At 73.4% G+C, this 18,787-nt stretch carries 14 protein-coding genes; 5 read left to right on the forward strand and 9 right to left on the reverse strand.

Annotated features, from left to right (window positions below; all coding sequences use genetic code 11):
• Window positions 1–37: 37 nt before the first annotated feature.
• The 7 genes from AC5L3Z_RS25325 to hrpA form a co-directional block, all read right to left on the reverse strand.
• On the reverse strand, window positions 38–3,481 hold the full coding sequence (locus tag AC5L3Z_RS25325) for a ThuA domain-containing protein (RefSeq protein WP_494845536.1): 3,444 nt from the start codon (window positions 3,479–3,481) through the stop codon (window positions 38–40).
• Window positions 3,482–3,695: 214 nt separating this feature from the next.
• On the reverse strand, window positions 3,696–4,487 hold the full coding sequence (locus tag AC5L3Z_RS25330; RefSeq protein WP_334528371.1) for an ABC transporter ATP-binding protein: 792 nt from the start codon (window positions 4,485–4,487) through the stop codon (window positions 3,696–3,698).
• 7 nt (window positions 4,488–4,494) lie between these two features.
• Window positions 4,495–5,499 (reverse strand): ABC transporter substrate-binding protein, encoded by a 1,005-nt coding sequence (locus AC5L3Z_RS25335; protein ID WP_494845538.1) that lies wholly within the window; start codon window positions 5,497–5,499, stop codon window positions 4,495–4,497.
• 45 nt (window positions 5,500–5,544) lie between these two features.
• Window positions 5,545–6,513, reverse strand: coding sequence for an ABC transporter permease (locus AC5L3Z_RS25340; protein ID WP_494845539.1), 969 nt, complete (start codon window positions 6,511–6,513; stop codon window positions 5,545–5,547).
• A 114-nt stretch (window positions 6,514–6,627) separates the two neighbouring features.
• The gene (locus tag AC5L3Z_RS25345) at window positions 6,628–7,365 is read right to left on the reverse strand and encodes a cupin domain-containing protein (protein ID WP_494845540.1); all 738 of its coding nucleotides are present in this window, start codon (window positions 7,363–7,365) and stop codon (window positions 6,628–6,630) included.
• Entirely contained in the window at window positions 7,349–7,705 is a 357-nt protein-coding gene (locus AC5L3Z_RS25350) for a cupin domain-containing protein (RefSeq protein WP_494845542.1), read from the reverse strand. Before AC5L3Z_RS25350 ends, AC5L3Z_RS25345 begins: the two co-directional genes overlap by 17 nt.
• A 104-nt stretch (window positions 7,706–7,809) precedes the next feature.
• Window positions 7,810–11,823, reverse strand: coding sequence for an ATP-dependent RNA helicase HrpA (hrpA, locus tag AC5L3Z_RS25355; RefSeq protein ID WP_494845543.1), 4,014 nt, complete (start codon window positions 11,821–11,823; stop codon window positions 7,810–7,812).
• Between the two features lie 202 nt (window positions 11,824–12,025).
• Between hrpA and AC5L3Z_RS25360 the strand changes: the two genes are divergently transcribed.
• Window positions 12,026–12,499 (forward strand): cytidine deaminase family protein, encoded by a 474-nt coding sequence (locus AC5L3Z_RS25360; RefSeq protein WP_494845544.1) that lies wholly within the window; start codon window positions 12,026–12,028, stop codon window positions 12,497–12,499.
• Window positions 12,500–12,503: 4 nt separating this feature from the next.
• Here AC5L3Z_RS25360 and AC5L3Z_RS25365 read toward each other — a convergent pair whose 3' ends face one another.
• The gene (locus AC5L3Z_RS25365; protein ID WP_494845546.1) at window positions 12,504–12,863 is read right to left on the reverse strand and encodes a YciI family protein; all 360 of its coding nucleotides are present in this window, start codon (window positions 12,861–12,863) and stop codon (window positions 12,504–12,506) included.
• Window positions 12,864–13,006: 143 nt separating this feature from the next.
• Between AC5L3Z_RS25365 and AC5L3Z_RS25370 the strand changes: the two genes are divergently transcribed.
• Genes AC5L3Z_RS25370 through AC5L3Z_RS25385 form a run of 4 tightly spaced genes read left to right on the forward strand, consistent with a single transcriptional unit; the run spans window position 13,007 to window position 17,116 of the window.
• Window positions 13,007–14,053, forward strand: a complete 1,047-nt coding sequence (locus tag AC5L3Z_RS25370; protein WP_494845547.1) for a FecCD family ABC transporter permease — start codon at window positions 13,007–13,009, stop codon at window positions 14,051–14,053.
• Window positions 14,050–15,159, forward strand: a complete 1,110-nt coding sequence (locus AC5L3Z_RS25375) for a FecCD family ABC transporter permease (protein ID WP_494845548.1) — start codon at window positions 14,050–14,052, stop codon at window positions 15,157–15,159. Before AC5L3Z_RS25370 ends, AC5L3Z_RS25375 begins: the two co-directional genes overlap by 4 nt.
• On the forward strand, window positions 15,156–16,169 hold the full coding sequence (locus AC5L3Z_RS25380; protein ID WP_494845550.1) for an ABC transporter ATP-binding protein: 1,014 nt from the start codon (window positions 15,156–15,158) through the stop codon (window positions 16,167–16,169). The genes AC5L3Z_RS25375 and AC5L3Z_RS25380 overlap by 4 nt, the downstream gene beginning before the upstream one ends.
• A complete protein-coding gene (locus AC5L3Z_RS25385; protein ID WP_494845551.1) occupies window positions 16,169–17,116 on the forward strand; it encodes an ABC transporter substrate-binding protein in 948 nt (315 codons plus the stop codon). The genes AC5L3Z_RS25380 and AC5L3Z_RS25385 overlap by 1 nt, the downstream gene beginning before the upstream one ends.
• Window positions 17,117–17,735: 619 nt before the next feature.
• Here AC5L3Z_RS25385 and AC5L3Z_RS25390 read toward each other — a convergent pair.
• Entirely contained in the window at window positions 17,736–18,749 is a 1,014-nt protein-coding gene (locus AC5L3Z_RS25390; protein ID WP_494845553.1) for an endonuclease domain-containing protein, read from the reverse strand.
• Between the last annotated feature and the right edge of the window lie 38 nt (window positions 18,750–18,787).

An 18,787-nucleotide genomic window follows, 5' to 3' on the forward strand; every position in this document is an offset into this window, starting at 1 on the left:
GCCCGGCACGGAACCGGGCACACCACCGCCGGACCGCTCAGCCGACCGTGATGGTCACCGAGGTCGACATCGGGCTACCCGCGCTGTCGGTCATCGTCAGCCGCGCGGTGTACGTGCCCTTGCGGCTGTACGTGTGGTTCGCCGTCGCGCCGTGCACCACCGCCGAGCCGTCCCCGAAGTCCCACTCCCGGTCGGCGACCGTACGCCCCGCCGGCGCGGTGGCCGTGCTGGTGAAGGCGACCGCCAGCGGCGCGGTGCCGGTGCTCGGCGTGGCGGTGGCGCTGAGCGTCCCACCGGTCTCCTGCTTGACCCCCGCCCCGTTGAAGCGCAGCCAGTCCACCGAGAGCAGGTCCGGCGTGCCGCCGGTCTGCGCGGCGTTGACGAAGCGCAGGTAGAGCGTCGTCGTGCCGCCCGGGTTGGTCAGCGGGACCGTCGGCGAGACCACGTTGTCCCAGCCGCCGGTGCTGCCGATGGTGGCCTTGCCGAGCAGCGTCCCGGTCGGCGAGCCGGCCCGGAACTCCACGTCGCCGCCGAGACCTCCGGAGCTGGCGCCCACGGTCACCGAGCCGATGCCGCGCAGGTTCACCGGCCCGAAGTTGATCCAGTCACCGTTGTCGACGTCGCCGATCCGCTTGCCGGCGCGGGCGGTGGCCCGGTCCAGCACGCTCACCCCGCTCTGGGCGTCGAAGTGCTCCGCCTCCTTGCTCTTGACCTGGAGCTCGGACTTCGTCGACCCGACCAGCGCCGGCACCCCGGTCGCCCCGCCGTCGGTGTACTGCGCGGTCAGCACGGTGTAGAGGTTCTGCCCCGGCCCGTGCCCGTCGCCGGCCCCGCCGTCGGTGAGGACCACCCCGGAGCAGCCGGTGTAGTTGTCCAGCGGGTGGGTGTGCGAGTCGTGGCCGAGCTGGCTCTGCACCACCACCCGGGAGCAGTCGATGGTGGCGTCCTCCGGGTCGCTGACCGTCACCGTGTACGGGATCCGGTCGCCGAAGTCGAAGAAGCCGCCGTCGGGCACGCTGAGCGTCACCACCGGCCGGGTGTTGCCCACCGTGATCTCGGTGGTGGCCACCGCGGTCGCCCCACCGGTACCGGTCACCGTCAGTCGGGCGGTGAACCGTCCCTTCGTGGTGTACGTGAAGCTCGGGTTCGCCGCCGTGGAGTCGGTCGTGCCGTTGCCGTCGAAGTCCCAGGCGTACGTGATCGGCCCGCCGTCGCCGGAGGCCGAGCCGGCGCTGGAGAAGGTGACGGCCAGCGGCGCCGGCCCGTTGTCCCGGCTCGCGGCCGCCTTCGCCACCGGCGGCCGGCCGTTGGCCACGTAGTCGATCCGGTAGATGCCGGCGCCCTCGTTGCTGCCGCCCCGGCCGCTGCCGCTGCCCGCGCCGAAGTCGATGACGTAGAGCGAGCCGTCCGGGCCGAACTCCGCCTCGAAGGGCTGCACCCAGGACATGTCGCCGAAGATGCCGTTGATCGACTGGAGGTCACCGACCTTCGTCGGCCCGAACCGGGCGTTGCTGAAGGTCTGTGCGGTGGTGTGCGTCGACAGCGTCTTGAACCACTTGCGGGTCAGCTCGTAGACGATCCACTTCCCCTCGAAGTACGCCGGGAACTTGGTCACCCTCGGGTTGGCCGGGTCGTGGTCGTAGACCGGGCCGCTCATCGGCCCGCCACCGCCGGTGCCCAGCTCGGGGAACTGGCTGGAGGCGGAGTAGGCGTACCAGACCAGCGCGGAGCGGGCGGCCGGCAGGTTGGTCAGGCCGGTGTTGTTCGGCGAGTTGTTCACCGGCGCGGAGCAGCTGAACTTCGCCCCCGAGGTGGAGGTGGCGAAGTTGTAGTCGTTGAACGGGATGTTGTTGCCCACGCAGTACGGCCAGCCGTAGTTGCCGGCGCTGGTGATCCGGTTGAACTCGACCGTCCCCTCGGGGCCCCGGTTCGGGTCGGCGGCCCGGGCGTCCGGGCCGTAGTCGGCGACCAGCAGCGCGTTGCTCACCGGGTCGACGCTGATCCGGAACGGGTTGCGCATGCCCATGGCGTACACCTCGGGCCGGGTCTTCGCGGTGCCCGGCGCGAAGAGGTTGCCGCTCGGGACGGTGTACGTCCCGTCGGCCTGCGGCCGGATCCGCAGGATCTTGCCGCGCAGGTCGTTGGTGTTGCCGGAGGTGCCCTGCGCGTCGAAGGCCCGCCGCCCGGCGCGCTCGTCGATCGGGGTGAAGCCGCTGGACTCGAAGGGGTCGATGTTGTCGCCGATGGCGGCGTAGAGGTTGCCGGCCCGGTCCATCGTCAGGGAGCCGCCCATGTGCGAGTTGGCCCGCGCCTCCCCGCGCAGCGTCGGGATGGTCAGCAGCCGCTTCTCGGAGGCGAGGCTGATGGCGTTGTTCGCCACCGTGAAGCGGGAGAGGTTGAGCTGTTTGAGGGTCTTGTCGGACCAGAGCAGGTAGAGCCAGTTGTTGGTGGCGAAGTTGTTGTCCAGGGTCATCCCGATCAGCCCGTCGGACTGGCTGGTCTGCTCCGCGGTGTACGCGAAGTCGATCAGCGTGGTGACCCCGAGGGTGGCCTGGTTGATCACCTTCACCGCGCCGGTGCGCTGGATGTAGAAGACCCGCCGGTCCGGGGCGACGGCCAGCTCGAAGGGGTCGGCCAGGTCGGCGGTGACCAGCGGCACCCGCTGGAAGTTGGTGGTCCTGGTGGCCCCGCAGTCGCCGGGCACCGCGCCGGCCGCCCACTCGATGCCACCGCGCAGGTGGGCCAGGAAGGCCGGCTCGCCGAAGGACGACGACGAGTGCCCGCCGGCGGTGTACCAGGACCGGCCGCCGTCGTAGTTCTGGCACCAGGAGTAGGCGTGGTCGACGCCCTCGTCCAGGCCGTTGATCCCGTCGCGGACCTTGATCTGGGCGAGGGTGTGCACCTTGCCGGTCGGGTTGGTGCGCCAGTTGTACCACTCCTCGGAGCGTTCCCACAGCTCCGGCAGCCCCTGCGTGGAGGGGTGGACGCGGTCGAGCACCTTGATCCGGCCGGGGAAGGTCCCGCCGGTGGCGGAGAAGTCCGGGTGGTAGTCGAAGATCGTGCCGACCAGGCCCTCGTACCAGGTCCAGTCGCGTTCGCTGGCGGTCGCCGCGTGCAGCCCGACCCAGCCGCCGCCGCCCCGGACGTAGTTCTGCAGGGCGGTGCGCTGGCTGGCGTTGAGCAGGTCGCCCGAGGTCGGGGTGGAGTTGGTGTTGTTGAAGACCAGCGCGTCGAACCGGGCCAGGTTGGCGTCGGTGAAGGCGGTCGCGTCGGTGGTCGCCTCGACGGTGAAGTTGTGGTCGACGCCGAGCTGCTGGATCGCGGCGATGCCGGCCGGGATCGAGTCGTGGTAGAAGTTCGTGACCTTGGAGAAGACCAGCACGTTGAAGCGGGGCGCGGCCTGCGCCGGGGTCGGGGTGAGGCCGATCAGCAGCGCGAGGATGCTGAGCAGGGCCAGCGGTACGGGGTGACGTCGTCTCATGGCGGGCGCTCCCGGTGGGGGACGAGCGGGGTGGGGCACGCAGGGTCCTGCCGCCGGCGCCGCGCGGGCGGCGCCGACCAGCGGTACGGACGGACGGTGGCGGCCCCGGCGCCGCCGGTCGCCGGGCAGGTCGGCGACCGGGCGGTCCGGTGTCGGTGCGCCGGCGGGACGCCGGACGCGGGTGGTGGGTGCCGGGCGCCGCCGGGCGGCCCGGTCAGTGGTTGGCGTCGGCGCCGAGCAGGGTGCGGATCTCGGTGGCCAGCCGGTCGAACCTCCCGTCGCTCATCACCTCCGCGTAGCGGCGGTCCGGTGGCAGCTCCACCGGCAGGGTGCGGATGATCCGGCCGGGCCGGGGGCTCATCACCTCGACCCGGGTGCCGAGGAAGACCGCCTCGGCGATCGAGTGGGTGACCAGCAGGATCGTCGTCCCGGTCTCCCGCCAGATCCGGTTCAGCTCGGTGTTGAGCTGCTCCCGGGTGAGCGCGTCCAGGGCGCCGAACGGCTCGTCCATGAGCAGCACCCGCGGCTGGTGCAGCAGGGCCCGGCAGAGCGCCACCCGCTGCTGCATGCCGCCGGAGAGCTCGTGCGGCAGGGCGTCCTCGAATCCCTTCAACCCGGTCAGCTCGATCAGCTCGTCGGCCCGGCGGGCGGCGAAGGCCCGGTCCAGCCCCCGCATCTCCGCCTGGAGCAGGATGTTCTTCCGCGCCCCCCGCCACTCAAGCAGGGCGGCGCGCTGGAAGACGTACCCGATCTCCTTCTGCGGGCCGGTGACCGGGCGGCCGAGCAACGACACCGACCCGGAGCTGGGCCGGACCAGGCCGGCGACCACCTTGAGCAGGGTGGACTTCCCGCACCCGGACGGGCCGACGATGGTGACGAACTCACCGGGCGCGGCGCGCAGCGTGACGTCGTCGACGGCGGTGGTGCGGGAGCGCTTCGAGGCGAAGCGCACGGTCAGGTCGGTCAGGTCGACCGCCGTGCCGGTCAGCGTCGCGGAGCTGGCCATCGCCGTCTCACCCCTGTCCGGCGTAGGAAGCGTCCCAGTAGGTCGCCGGGGCGCCGGCGCCCTTCAGCTCGGCGTACCTGCTCATCAGGTCGATCGTCTCGGTCCACTTCGCCTCCGGGTTGACCCCCGGCACCCCGCCGGCCCCGGTGTCCAGCAGCGGCACGGCCAGCGTGAGCTGCTTGACCAGCACCTCCTTGGCCGGCTCGTTCTCGGCCAGCTCGGCCATCGCGTCGGTGGCGGCGGGAATGTCCTTCGCCGCCTCGGTCCAGGACCGCTGGGTGGCCTTGACGAACGACCGGACCAGGGCGGCGTCCCCGCTCAGGGTCGCCTCGTTGACCACCAGCCCGGTGCCGAGCATGTTCATGCCCCAGTCGGCGTAGAGCAGGTAGTTGACCTTCTTGCCGGTCTTCGCCTCGATGGTGGGCGCCTGGTCGTGGAAGAAGCCCTGGATGGCGTCGACCCGCCCCTCCGACAGCGCGGCGATCTTGCCGGCGGCGTCCAGGTTGACCACCTTGACGTCGGTGGGGGAGAGGCCGTTGGCCTTCAGCCAGCCGGGGAAGGTGGCGTAGATGGCGTCGCCGGGGGTGCCGCCGACGGTCTTGCCCTTCAGGTCGGCCGGCTTGCTGATCCCCTTGTCGGCGAGGAACTCGATCGACGTCGGTCCCTTCTGGAGGAAGACCCCGACGCTCTTCACCTTCATCCCGGTGCCGATGGCCTTGAGCAGCGGCGGGGTGTCGGCCCAGCCGAAGTCGGTCTGCTTCTGGGCCACGGCCTGGATGGTCTTGCCGGAGCCGCCCCCGGCCTTGATCTCCAGCTCGATGCCCTCCTCGGCGTAGAAGCCCTTCTTCAGCCCGTAGTAGAACGGGGCGTGCTCGCCGTAGGGCACCCAGTTGAGGGTGAGGGTGACCTTCTTCTTTCCGTCGGCGGTCGTGGCCGGGCCGTCGGACCCGGCGCACCCGGCGATCGGGACGAGCAGCAGCAGTGCGGCGCCGGCGTACGCGAGACGTTTCATGGGTGCCTCCAGCAGCGTTTCGGAACGGGGTCAGGTGGTGGTGCGTCAGGAGGTGGTCAGCGGTACGCCGCCGCGCCGGCTGGCGTGCCAGGGGATGAGCAGCGCCTCGGCGACCTCGACCACCACGAAGAGCGCGATGCCGATCAGGGACATCAGGAAGAGGTCGGCGAAGAGCAGCGCGGCGTCGAGGTTGCCGTTGGCGAGCAGCAGGACGTAGCCGAGGCCCTCGTCGGCCCCGACGAACTCGCCCACCACCGCGCCGACCACGGCGAGGGTGACGGCGACCTTCAGGCCGCTCATCAGGTGCGGCAGCGCGTTCGGGAAGCGGATTTTGCGGAACGTCCGCCACGGGCCGGCGCCCATGGTGGACGCCAGGTCGATCAGCTCGGGGTCGGTCGAGCGCAGCCCGGCCACGCCGGAGATGACCACCGGGAAGAACGCGATCAGCACGGCCAGGATGACCTTCGGCGCGAAGCCCACCCCGAACCAGACGACCAGCAGCGGGGCGATGGCGATCTTGGGGATCACCTGGGCGAAGAGCACGATCGGATAGATCGCCCGCTCCATGGTGCGGGAGTAGGCGATCAGGATCGCGGTGCCCAGCCCGAGCAGCGCGGCGAGCACGAACCCGACCACCGTCTCGTAGAGCGTGACGTAGGTGTTGCGCAGCAGGAACGGCCACTGTTCGACGGTGGTCGTCCAGACCTGCCCGGGGGTGGGGACCAGGTAGTTCGGCACGTACTCGCGGGCGGCCACGAACCACCAGCCGGCGAGCACGGCCGCGAGCAGCAGCGCCGGCCGCCAGAGCGCGTCGGCGAGGCCGGCCAGGCGACGTGCCAGGCCGGACCGGACCGTCGGCGCGGCCTCGTACCCCCGGGTGCCGCCCCGTCCCGCCGCCGGGTCGGGCGCCCCCTCCGGTGCCGGGTCGGGCGTGTGCGCCGGTACGGGCGGCGGGGGGCTGTCGGGTGTCGGCGCGGCCAGCTCGACGCCCTGGTTGACGGCTTGGTCGGGCACGGCACTCCTCCTCGGTTCGGTGGTCCGGTGTGCGCCGACGGCGGTTCCGGCCAGCGGGTAAGCGCTTTCTCACTACGGTCGGGTCCGGGCCCGGAAGCCCGGAACGGGGGTGGGTCAGCCGGCGGGATAGGTGTCGAGCAGGCCGCACATGCCGTGCCGGCCGTGCTCCAGCGGCCGGTCGCGCCACCTGACCCGTGCGTCCGCCAGGTGGTCGCCCCGACCGCGGTCGAGCGCGTCGAGGTGCCGGCCGGTCTCCTCGGCGGCGCCCAGCGCGCCCGAGCGCCAGCGTCGCCGCCACCGGTCCAGCCCCGGCCGCACCAGCCGGACCGCCGCCGCGTGGAACTCCCGCAGCGGAGCCGGGTCGCCCGCCGCGAGGGCGTCCCGCAGCCGCAGGTAGCCGTGGACCGCCAGGTCCCGCCGGGCGTACGCGGCGGCCAGGTCGCCACCGGGCGCGCCACCGTCGGGCAGCCGCGCGGCGGCGGCGTACCGCTCGGGGTCGGCCAGCAGCTCCGGCGGCAGGGTCAGCACCGCGTCGCCGGCCTCGGGCAGCCCGCCGTTCTGCATCAGCACGGTGATCTCCAGGCCCCCGTGGTTGACCAGCCGGTGGATGGTCCCGGGGGAGAACCACACCACCGCCCCCGGACGCAGCGCCACCTCCCGGTAGCCGGCGAGGGTCAACGTCTGCACCAGCCCCGCGCCGCCGGTCACCACGTACCCCTCGGTGCAGGCCAGGTGCAGGTGCGGCGTGCCGCCGGGCAGGCCGTCCGGGGCGGCCGTGTCGTAGACCCGGAGCCGGGAGACACCGACGCCGCCGGGCAGCGCGACGGTGCTCGGCTCAGTCGAAGTACTCATCGGTGTCGTCCGCCGCGGGCAGGCAGACCACCAGCGCGGTGAGGTCGCCGATGGCCCGGTGCCGGGTGCCCGGCGGGATCAGGAAGGCCGACATGGGTCTCGCCTCGTGACGTACGCCGTTCAGCTCCACCTCGCCGGTGCCGTCGAGGATCACGTAGACCTCGGTGGCGACCTTGTGGAAGTGAGTGGTGGCCTGCCGCACCTGGAGCAGGTGCACGCTCACCGCGCCGGCCGACTCCTCCACGAAGGCGCGGCGGGTGGTGCCGCAGGAGCAGCGGTGCGGGGGGAGCCGGTCGAGAACGGCGCGGTGAGGGCCGTCCGAAGGGGAGGTGGAAGGCATCCGGGGAACCGCCTTTCGCCTGAGGAAAGGGCTTTCCTAGGCGAAGACGCTAGCCCCGTCCACTGCAAACAGTCAATGGTCTGTTGCAGCAGACCTCGCCGCGGTCACCGACCCTCGGCGTCGTCCATCGCCCGGTAGATCCGCTGCTCCGACACCGGGTACGGCGTACCCAGCGCCTGGGCGAAGACGTTCACCCGCAACTCCTCGATCATCCAGCGGATCTGCCGCACCGCCGCGGACCCGCGGCGACCCGGCGGCAGCGCCGCGAGCAGGTCGGCGTACTCCTTCTGCACCGCCGCGATCCGGTCCTGCTGCTGCCGGTCCCGCTGCGGGTTGCCCGGCAGCCGGTCCAGCCGCCGCTCGATCGCGGTCAGGTAGCGCAGCACGTCGGTGAGGCGGGCGTACCCGGTCTCGGTGACGAAGCCCTTGTGGACCAGCCCGGAGAGCTGGGCCCGGATGTCGGCCAGGGCGGACACCACCGCCAGGTTCTGGGTCTTGCCGAGCCGCTGCTCCACCGCGTACGCGGCGGCGAGCACCTTGCGGACCCGGTCCATCACGTCGACCACGGTGTCCACCAGGTCCGCGCGGACCTTCTCGCGCAGCGCGGCGAAGCCCTCCGCGTCCCAGGCCGGGCCACCGGCCTCGGCGATCAGCTTGTCGATCGCCGCACCGGCGGCGTCGGAGATCAACTCCTGCACGCTGCCGTGCGGGTTGCGGCTCAACGCCAGCTTCGCCTCGTTGGAGAGCCGCCCCTGGAGGAACTTCGCCGGCGACGGCACGGTCAGCCGGAGCAGCCGCCGGGTGCCCGCCCAGTGCGCGGCGGCCTGCTCGGCCTCGGAGTCGAAGACCTTCACCCCGACCGTCGCGCCCTCGTCCACCAGCGCCGGGTACGCGGTCACCGCGTAGCCGGCGCGGACCTGCTCGATGGTGCGAGGAAGATCGTCGATGCTCCAATCCCGGAGGCCCGTCCGGGCGACGTCCGGCGCGGCGGCGGCCACGACCTGGCGTACCTCCTGGCGGAGCTGGCGTTGCAGGGTCGGCAGGTCCTTGCCCTCGGCGACCGGCTTGTTCTCCTCGTCGAGGACCCGGAAACTGACCCGCAGGTGGGCCGGGAGCCGCTCGGTGTCCCAGGCGTCGCGGGGGACGGTGACCCCGGTCATCCGGCGCAGCTGCCGGGTGAGCGCGTCGAGCAGTGGCTCCTCGCCCGGGGTGATCGCGGCGAGCGCGGCCCGGGCGTAGTCGGGCACCGGGACGAAGTTGCGCCGGATCGCCTTGGGCAGCGACCGGATCAGCGCGACCACCAGCTCCTCGCGCAGCCCCGGCACCTGCCAGTCGAAGCTCTCCGCCGGAACCTGGTTGAGCAGCGGCAGCGGGATGTCCACGGTCACGCCGTCGGTCGGGGTGCCCGGCTCGAACCGGTAGGTCAGCGGCAGGGTCACCTCGCCGGAGCGCCACTCGTCCGGGTAGTCCGCCTCGTCCACCCCGCCCCGGCCGGCGTTGACCAGCAGGTCCCGGGTGAAGGTGAGCAGCTGGGGCTGCTCCCGGCGAGTCTTCTTCCACCAGGCGTCGAAGTGCCGGCCGGAGACCACGTCGGCGGGGATCCGCTGGTCGTAGAAGGCGAAGATCGTTTCGTCGTCGACCAGGATGTCCCGGCGCCGGGCCCGGCTCTCCAGCTCCTCGATCTCGGCCAGCAGCCGCTGGTTGTCCTGCCAGAACTGGTGGTGGGTCTGCCAGTCGCCCTCGACCAGGGCGTGCCGGATGAACAGCTCCCGGCTCAGCGCCGGGTCGATCCGCCCGAAGTTGACCTTGCGGGAGGTGACCAGCGGGATGCCGTACAGGGTGACCTTCTCGAAGGCCATCACCGCGGCCTGCTTCTTCTCCCAGTGCGGCTCGCTGTAGCTGCGCTTGACCAGGTGCTGGGCCAGCGGCTCCACCCACTCCGGCTCGACCCGGCCGGCCACCCGGCCCCAGAGCCGGGAGGTCTCCACCAGCTCCGCGGCCATCACCCAGCGCGGCGGCTTCTTGAACAGCGCCGAGCCGGGGAAGAGCGCGAACTTCGCGCCCCGGGCACCCAGGTACTCGTGCTTCTGCGCGTCCTTGAGCCCGACGTGCGAGAGCAGGCCGGGCAGCAACGACTGGTGCACCTTCGGGGTGTCGATCTCCTCCGGCAGGTCCGCCGTCGGGCCGCGCCGGCCGTCGCCGTCGCGCGCCGGTCGCCCCTGCTCGGGGGTACGCAGCACCTGGCGCAACTGGCTGACGATGTCCTGCCACTCGCGGACCCGCAGGTAGTTGAGGTATTCCGCCTTGCACATCCGGCGGAACGCGCTGGACGACAGCGCCCGCTGCTGCTCCCGCAGGTAACGCCAGAGGTTGAGGAAGGCCACGAAGTCGGATTCCGTGTCGGCGAACCGGGCGTGCGCCTGGTCGGCCTGGGCCTGCTTCTCCGCCGGCCGCTCCCGCGGGTCCTGGATCGACAGCGCGGCGGCGATCACCATCACCTCGGTGGCGCAGCCGTTGCGCTCGCCCTCCAGCACCATCCGGGCCAGCCGCGGGTCGACCGGGAGCTGGGCCAGCCGCCGCCCCAGCGCGGTCAACCGCTTCGCCGGGTCCGTCTCGGTCGGGTCGAGCGCGCCCAGCTCGTGCAGCAGGTTGACGCCGTCGGTGACGTTGCGCCGGTCCGGCGGGTCGATGAACGGGAACGCGGCGATGTCGCCCAGCCCGATCGAGGTCATCTGGAGGATGACCGAGGCCAGGTTGGTGCGCAGGATCTCCGGGTCGGTGAACTCCGGCCGGGAGAGAAAGTCCTGCTCGTCGTAGAGGCGGATGCAGATGCCGTCGGAGGTCCGCCCGCAGCGGCCCTTGCGCTGGTTGGCCGAGGCCTGGGAGACCGGCTCGATGGGCAGCCGCTGCACCTTGAGCCGGCTGCTGTAGCGGGAGATTCGGGCCGTGCCCGGGTCCACCACGTACTTGATGCCGGGCACGGTCAGCGAGGTCTCCGCGACGTTGGTGGCGAGCACCACCCGGCGCCCGGGATGCGGGGCGAAGACCCGGTGCTGCTCGGCGGCGGAGAGTCGGGCGTAGAGCGGCAGGATCTCGGTGCCGAGCAGCGACCGCTTCTTCTCCACCAGCTTGCCCAGCGCGTCGGCGGTGTCCCGGATCTCCCGCTCGCCGCTGAGGAAGACCAGGATGTCGCCGGGCCCCTCGGCGGCCAGCTCCTCGACCGCGTCGCCGATCGCCTGGATCTGGTCCCGGATGGTCTCCTCGTCGTCGCCCTCGTCCTCCTCGGCCTCGGTGACCTCGACCAGCGGCCGGTACCGCACCTCGACCGGGTAGGTCCGCCCGGAGACCTCCACGACCGGCGCCGGCTTCCCGTCCGCGTCGGCGAAGTGCCGGGCGAACCGGTCGGTCTCGATGGTCGCCGAGGTGATGACCACCTTGAGGTCGGGGCGACGGGGGAGGAGCTGCCGCAGGTAGCCCAGGATGAAATCGATGTTGAGGCTGCGCTCGTGCGCCTCGTCGATGATCAGCGTGTCGTACTGGCGCAGCATCCGGTCGGTCTGCAACTCGGCCAGCAGGATGCCGTCGGTCATCAGCTTGACCAGGCTGCGGTCGCTCACCTGGTCGGTGAAGCGCACCTTGTAGCCGACCACGTCGCCCAGCTCGGTGCCGAGCTCCTCGGCGATCCGGTCGGCCACCGTCCGGGCGGCCAGCCGCCTCGGCTGGGTGTGCCCGATCAGCCCGTTGATCCCGCGACCCAGCTCCAGGCAGATCTTCGGCAACTGGGTGGTCTTGCCGGAGCCGGTCTCGCCGGCCACGATCACCACCTGGTGGTCGCGGATCGCGGCGGCGATGTCGTCCCGGCGTTCGCTGACCGGCAACTGCGCCGGATAGGTCACCACCGGCACGGCGGCTCGCCGGCTCTCCAGCCGCGCCTCGGCCCGCGCCACGTCCGCGGCGATCTCGGCCAGCGCGTCGTCCCGCCGCTGCGGGTCCTTCAGCCGTCGGACGCCGTCCAGCCGCCGTTGCAGACGGCGCTGGTCGCGGAACATCAGCGGGGCGAGGCGGCGGTGCAGCTCACGGGCGGTGACGGCGTCGGCGGGTGCGGCTGGATTCTGCATGTCGCCGACAAGGATAGGCAGACCGGCGCGGGGCCGCCCCCGGGTTACCGCCCACCGCCCGTCGGCCCGGTGCCGCCGCCCGGGGTCGACGCGCTGGTCGCCGAGGTGGCTCGCGCGCCGGTGGCGGAGTCGCTCCCGGGGAAACAGGGGTGCGGCGGGCTAGAGTTGCCGCCGACCCACTGGCTACCACGGGGGCCCCCAGATGACGATGCTGGACACCGACCGCGCGCTCGTGCAGGCGGCCACGGCCGTCGCCAAGCTCCGCTGCCGCAGCGACAACCACACCGTGGCGGCGGCGGCGCGGACCGTCGACGGCCGGCTCTTCACCGGGGTCAACGTCCACCACTTCACCGGGGGCCCGTGCGCCGAGGTGGTCGCGATCGGCGCCGCGGCGACCCAGGGCGCGGGCACCCTGGAGACCATCGTCGCCGTGGGCGACCGGGGGCGCACCGTGATCCCGCCGTGCGGGCGGTGCCGGCAGGTGCTGCTGGACTACTTTCCCTCCGTCGAGGTGATCGTCGGGCCGATGAACGCCCTACGGAAGGTGCCGGTGACCGACCTGCTGCCGGAGACGCACGTCTGGGCGGACCAGCAGCTCGAACCGTCGGCGGTGGTGCGGACCGGGCAGTGGCCGCTGCCGACCGTGCCGGGCAGCCGGCCGGCCTCGGAGGCGTGACCGGTCAGTCCCCGGCAGCCGCCTCCAGCATCGACCGGGGCACGCCGACGTCCCCGTACCGCACGTTGCCCTCCCGCACCATCCAACTCGTCACCCGGACGGCGAGCTGGCCCGCGCGAACCGCCGGGTCGTTGGCGTAGAGCTCGCGGGCCGCGGCCGGGTCGACCGGAAGGACCACCAGGCCGCGCAGCGTCGTGTCGTCCGGGTCCAGGAACGGGCCGGCGGCGAGCACGAGCCCCTGCTCCACCAGCCCCGCCTGGTGGGCCAGGTGGGCGTCGCGCAGCAGGTCGGCCGCGTCCCGTGGCAGCTCCGGGGTGCCCTCCGGGCGGATCAGCAGAACGAGGGTGTGCTGGTCGAATCGCATCTGACCAGCGTAGGGGCGATTGCCGCCGCGCTGTCCCGCTCGCGGCCGACAGCGGCGCGGGGACCGATCGAGGACCGTCGGTTAGGCCACCCTAAGCCTCTCGGATAAGGTAAGGCGAACCTTATTCCAAGCCCGGGAGCAACGTGACCACCCTCGCCGCCAGCCCGGCCGGCGCCGCCCGCCGGTCCCGCGGCCGTCCCGGCCGCCGTACCGCGGTCGCCGTCACCGCCGCCGCCGTGCTGGCGCTCACGGTGGTGGCCAGCCTCGCGCTCGGCAGCCGGCCGCTCGGCCCGGGCCAGGTCTTCCACGCGCTGGTCGCTCCGGACGGCGGCACCGCCAGCACCATCGTGCGCGAGCTGCGCATGCCGCGTACCGCCCTCGGCCTGCTGGTCGGCCTCGCCCTCGCCGTCGCCGGGGTGCTCTTCCAGGCGCTCACCCGCAACCCGCTCGCCGAGCCCCGCATCCTCGGCATCAGCGCCGGCGCCTCCTTCGGCGTGGTGCTCGCCATCGCGGTGTTCGGCATCGGCACCCTCGCCGGGTACGTCTGGTTCGGCATCGCCGGCGCGCTCGGCGCCGGGCTGCTCGTCTTCGCCGTCGCCAACCGCACCCGCGAGGGCGCCAGCCCGGTCACCCTCGCGCTGATCGGCGCGGCGCTCGACGCCAGCCTCGCCTCCGTCGTGTACGCGCTGCTCAGCATCGACGCGCGCACCTTCGAGGAGTACCGGTTCTGGGTGGTCGGCGGGCTCACCGGCCGGGACCTCACCGTCGCCGGCCAGGTGCTGCCGTTCGTCCTCGCCGGGCTGACGCTGGCCGTGCTGGTGGCCCGCGGCCTCGACGCGCTCGCCCTCGGTGACGACGTCGCCCGCGGCCTGGGCCACCGGATCGGCCTGGTCCGCCTCGGCGGCGGCCTGGCGGCCGTGCTGCTGACCGGCGCCGCCGTCGCCGCGGCCGGCCCGATCGCCTTCGTCGGCCTCGCCGTGCCGCACCTGGCCCGGGCCCTGGTCGGCGCCGACCACCGGTGGACCCTCGCCGTCTCCGCCCTGCTCGGGCCGGCGCTGCTGCTCGGCGCGGACATCGTCGGCCGGCTGGTCGCCCCGCCCGGAGAGGTGCCGGCCGGGATCGTCACCGCCCTCATCGGCGCCCCGCTGCTGGCGTTCCTGGTCCGCCGCGCCAAGGTGGTGACCGCGTGAGCCCCCGCGTCCTCGCCGACCAGGCCGGGGCCCCGGCGGGCACCGCCCCGGTCGCCGCCTCCCGGCCACCCCGCACCGCGCCGCCCGGCCGGTCGCTGCTGCGCGTCGGGCCGGTCCGCGTCCAGATCCGCCGCCGCGCCGTGCTGGTCGCCGCCGCGACGACCGCGCTGCTCGCCGTCGCCGTGCTGCTCAGCCTCTGCCTCGGCACCCCGTACGTCGCGCCGCGCGACGTGCTCCGCGCGCTCTCCGGCGCCGGCACCCCGTACGACCTGGTGGTGCTCGACCTGCGGCTGCCCCGGGTCGTGCTCGCCGCCACCGCCGGCGCCGCGTTCGGCATCGCCGGCACGCTGATCCAGAGCGTGGCCCGCAATCCCCTGGCCAGCCCCGACGTCGTCGGCATCACCCAGGGTGCCGGGCTGGCCGCCACCGTGGCGATCACCACCGGCGCGGCTGCCGTCCTGGTAGCACCGGCTGCGCTGCTCGGCGGGCTGGCGGCCGCGCTGCTGCTCTTCGCGCTCGGGGCCCGGCACGGCCTGGCGGCGCAGCGCTTCGTCCTCGCCGGCGTCGCCGTCGCGTTCGCCCTGCGGGCGCTGACCGAGGTGGTCATGCTCACCGCCGACCCGATCGACGGGCTGCGCGCGCAGATCTGGCTGATCGGCACCCTGGCCGGGAAGGGCTGGACGGAGACGGCCTGGATCGCGCTCACCCTGGCCGTGCTGCTGCCGGTGCTCGCCTGGGCCGGCTGGGCGCTCAACAGCACCGCACTGGACGACGACACCGCGCGGGGCATCGGGCTGCGCCCGGTCGCCCGCCGGATCGGCCTGGCGGTGACCGGGGTCGCGGTGGCCGCCAGCGTCACCGCGCAGGTCGGCGCCGTGGACTTCGTCGCGCTGGTCGCCCCGCAGGTGGCCCGCCGGCTGGTCCGCGCCGAGCGGCCCCCGCTGGTCTGCGCGGCGTTGGTCGGCGCGCTGCTGCTGGTGCTGGCCGACCTGGCCGGGCGGCGGTTGTTCGCCCCCACCCAACTGCCGGCGGGCGTGCTCACCGCCGCCATCGGCGGGCCCTACCTGATGTTCCTGCTCATCCGTGGTCGCCGGAGGTCGTCGTGAGGTCCATCCCTGACCGGGCAGGCGCGCTGCTCTCCACCCGCGACCTGGTTGCCGGCTACGACGAGCGGACCGTGCTGGACGGGCTCGACCTGGAGCTGCCCGCCGACGCGTTCACCGTGATCGTCGGCCCGAACGCCTGCGGCAAGTCCACCCTGCTGCGCACGCTGGCCCGGCTGCTCCAGCCCCGGCGGGGAACGGTGCTGCTCGACGGCACCGCGATCCGGGACCTGCCCACCCGGGAGGTGGCCCGCCGGCTCGGCGTGCTCCCGCAGAGCCCCCTGGTGCCCGAGGGCGTCACCGTGGCCGACCTCGTCGGGCGGGGGCGACAGCCGTACCAGCGGTGGTGGCGGCAGTGGTCGGAGCAGGACGGCGCGGCCGTGGAGCGGGCGATGGTCCTCGCCGACGTGGCCGGGCTCGCCGAGCGGCCGGTGGACACCCTCTCCGGTGGGCAGCGGCAGCGGGTCTGGATCGCGATGACCCTCGCCCAGGACACCGAGGCGCTGCTGCTCGACGAGCCGACCACCTTCCTCGACCTGGCCCACCAGGTGGAGGTGCTCGACCTGCTGCACCGGCTGCGCGTCGAGCGGGGCCGGACCGTGGTCGCCGTGCTGCACGACCTCAACCAGGCCGCCCGCTACGCCGACCACCTGATCGCGATGCGGGCCGGCGCGGTGGTGGCCGCCGGGCCACCCCGGGAGATCCTCACCGTGGAGCTGGTCCGCGACGTCTTCGGGCTCGACTGCGTGGTCGTGCCCTGCCCGGTGACCGGGGCGCCGCTGGTGGTGCCCGGGCTCAGCACCCCCTCCCTCGCGCCGCTGCCCGGGGCGGCCGCCCCGTCCTCCCTCGCATCGCCGACCGGGGCTGCCGCCCCGTCCTCCCTCCCAACGCCGGCCGGGGCTGCCGGCCCCGGCGGGGCCTCCCCGCCGGCGGGCCCCGCTCCGGCGGCCCGCACCCACACCGACGACGCGGATGGTCCGGTCGTCGGCTCGTACCCCTCGAAAGGACTCTGATGCGTCGTCTCGCCGCCGCTTTCACCGCGGCGCTCGCCCTCGGCGTCGGTCTCACCGCGTGTGGTGAGAGCGACCCGGTCGCCGGCACCGCCACCGGGGAGACCCGGGAGATCACCCACGCCATGGGCACCAGCAAGGTGCCCGCCGACCCGAAGCGCGTCGTGGTGCTCGACACCGACAAGATCGACACCGCGCTCTCGCTCGGCGTCACGCCGGTCGGCGCCGCCACCGCCGGCGAGGCGAAGAGCTGGCCCACCTACTTCGGCGCGGAGAAGCTGGCCGCCATCAAGGAGGTCGGCGTGCTCACCGAGCCCGACCTGGAGGCGATCACCGCCCTCAAGCCGGACCTGATCCTGGGCAGCAAGTTCCGCCAGGAGAAGTTCTACGACGAGCTGGCCGCCATCGCGCCGACCGTCTTCACCGAGAAGGTCGGCATCACCTGGAAGGAGAACCTCCTCCTCGACGGTCGGGCCCTCGGCAAGGAGCAGCAGGCCAAGGAGCTGCTCGCCACGTACGAGAAGCGGGCGAAGGACTTCGGCGCCAAGCTCGGCGACGCGGCGTCGCGCAAGATCTCCATCGTGCGCTTCATCCCCGGCAACATCCGGGTGTACGGCCCGGACTCGTTCTCCGGCATCGTCGTCGGCGACACCGGGCTGGGCCGCCCCGAGCGGCAGCGCCTCGACGGCAAGGAGGACAAGCGCTTCGACCTGGTCAGCGCCGAGCGGGTCAACGAGGTGGACGGCGACGTCATCTTCGTTACCGCGTACGGCGAGAAGGCCGCCGCCGAGCAGGCCAAGGTCACCGCCGGCACCCTGTGGCAGGGTCTCGCCGCGGTCAAGGCCGGCAAGGCCCACGTCGTCTCCGACGAGGTCTGGATGACCGGCATCGGCGTCGGCGCCGCCAACAAGATCCTCGACGACCTCGAGAAGTACCTCACCGCCGCCTGACCGGCCCGCGTCGCGCGCGCTCGCGTCGCGCGCACCCGGGCACCCGGGCACCCGGGCACCCGGGCACCCCCGCAAGATCGTGCTCGTTCCAGGAAGTAGTGGCCTCGCCGACGATGGGAGGCCACTATTTCCATGTTCGAGCGTGATCTTCCCGCCCCGCGTCCCGCCGCGCCGTGCGCCTCGGACGCACGCCCCGCGTCCCGCCGCGCCGCCCTGCCCATCCCGCGCTGCCGCTGCGCGTCAGATACAGGGCGAGCATCCGGGCCCAGGCGCCCAGGCGCCCAGGCGCCCAGGCGCCCGGGCACCCGCAAGATCGTGCTCGTTTCAGGAAGTAGTGGCCTCGCCGACGATGGGAGGCCACTACTTCCATGTTCGAGCGTGATCTTCACGGCTCTGCCCACGTGCGCACTGCGCCCAGGCGTGCCCTACGCGCCTCTATGCCGTCCGCGCCCCGCGCTCCGCGCCCCGCGCTCCGCGCCCCGCGCTCCGCGCCCCGCGCTCCGCGCCCCGCGCTCCGCGCCCCGCGCTCCGCGCCCCGCGCTCCGCGCCCCGCGCTCCGCGCCCCGCGCTCCGCGCCCCGCGCTCCGCCCCGCGCTCCGCCCCGCGCAGCGCTCCGGTGTCAGCGTCCCGGGCGGTGTCCGCGGGAGCGGAGGGCGGCCCGGACCTCGGCGACGAAGCCCGGGAAGTCTTCCCGGAGGCGCTTGGCCGTCACGTGCAGGACGATCCAGTCGCCACCGAGCAGCTGGTTGAGTCGGCGGCGGTCGCGGTGAAACTGCTCGGGGTCGTCGTGCCACAGACCGTCGTACTCCACCGCCACCTTGAACTCCGGCCAGGCCAGATCCAGCCGCGCGACGAACCGGCCGTGGTCGGAGACGACCCACTGGGTCCGCGGCCGGGGCAGTCCGGCCAGTACGAGCTGGACCCGGGTGCGGGACTCCGGTGGCGACTCGGCGCCCGGGTCGGCCAGGTCGACGGCGCGCAGCAGCGATCGCCAACCTCGCCGGCCGGCCCGCGCCAGGGCGTACTCGCGCAGGGCCGGCACGTCGGTGAGCCGGCGGGCCAGCAGGCTGTCGATGACGACGACCGCGTCGACGACGTCCAGCCAACGGGCCAGATCCCAGCAGGTACGCGCCGGCGTGGTGACCAGGATACCCGCCCGGTCCACGACGTCGCCGGGATCCACCTCGGCCCGATGCACCCGTAGCCCGGTCGCCGGGCCGCGTCGCGGTCGGGTCCGGGCGACGGGCCTCCCTTCCATGACGGTCGTTCCGACGTCGACCGCGTTCGTGCCTGTGGTGTCCGTCGTGGTGGCGTCGGTGGGCTGCGGCGCGGCGGGCGACGTCGACATCAGCACGTCGATCGGCTCGTCGGGGGCGACCCGACCGGCGCCGTACAACGCCGCGGCGGCCCGACCGGCCACGGCTGTGCCGGGCGGTACCAGCCACCGCGTGACGGCGCGACATCGATCGGGATGGCTGACTCTGAGGTGGGAGTCGGCGTAGACGTCCCGGAACAGGGAACGCCACGCCGAGCTGCGGAGGTCGTTGCGGGTGAGCAGGCCACGGGAGACGGCGGTGGATCCGCGGAAGATCCGGCCGCGTAGCTGCGGAGGTCGGCGAGGGGCCTTCGGCATGCTCCAACGGTTCCCGATCCCGCCGCCCCGCGCCATCC

This window comes from Micromonospora sp. LZ37 (genome assembly GCF_059359015.1).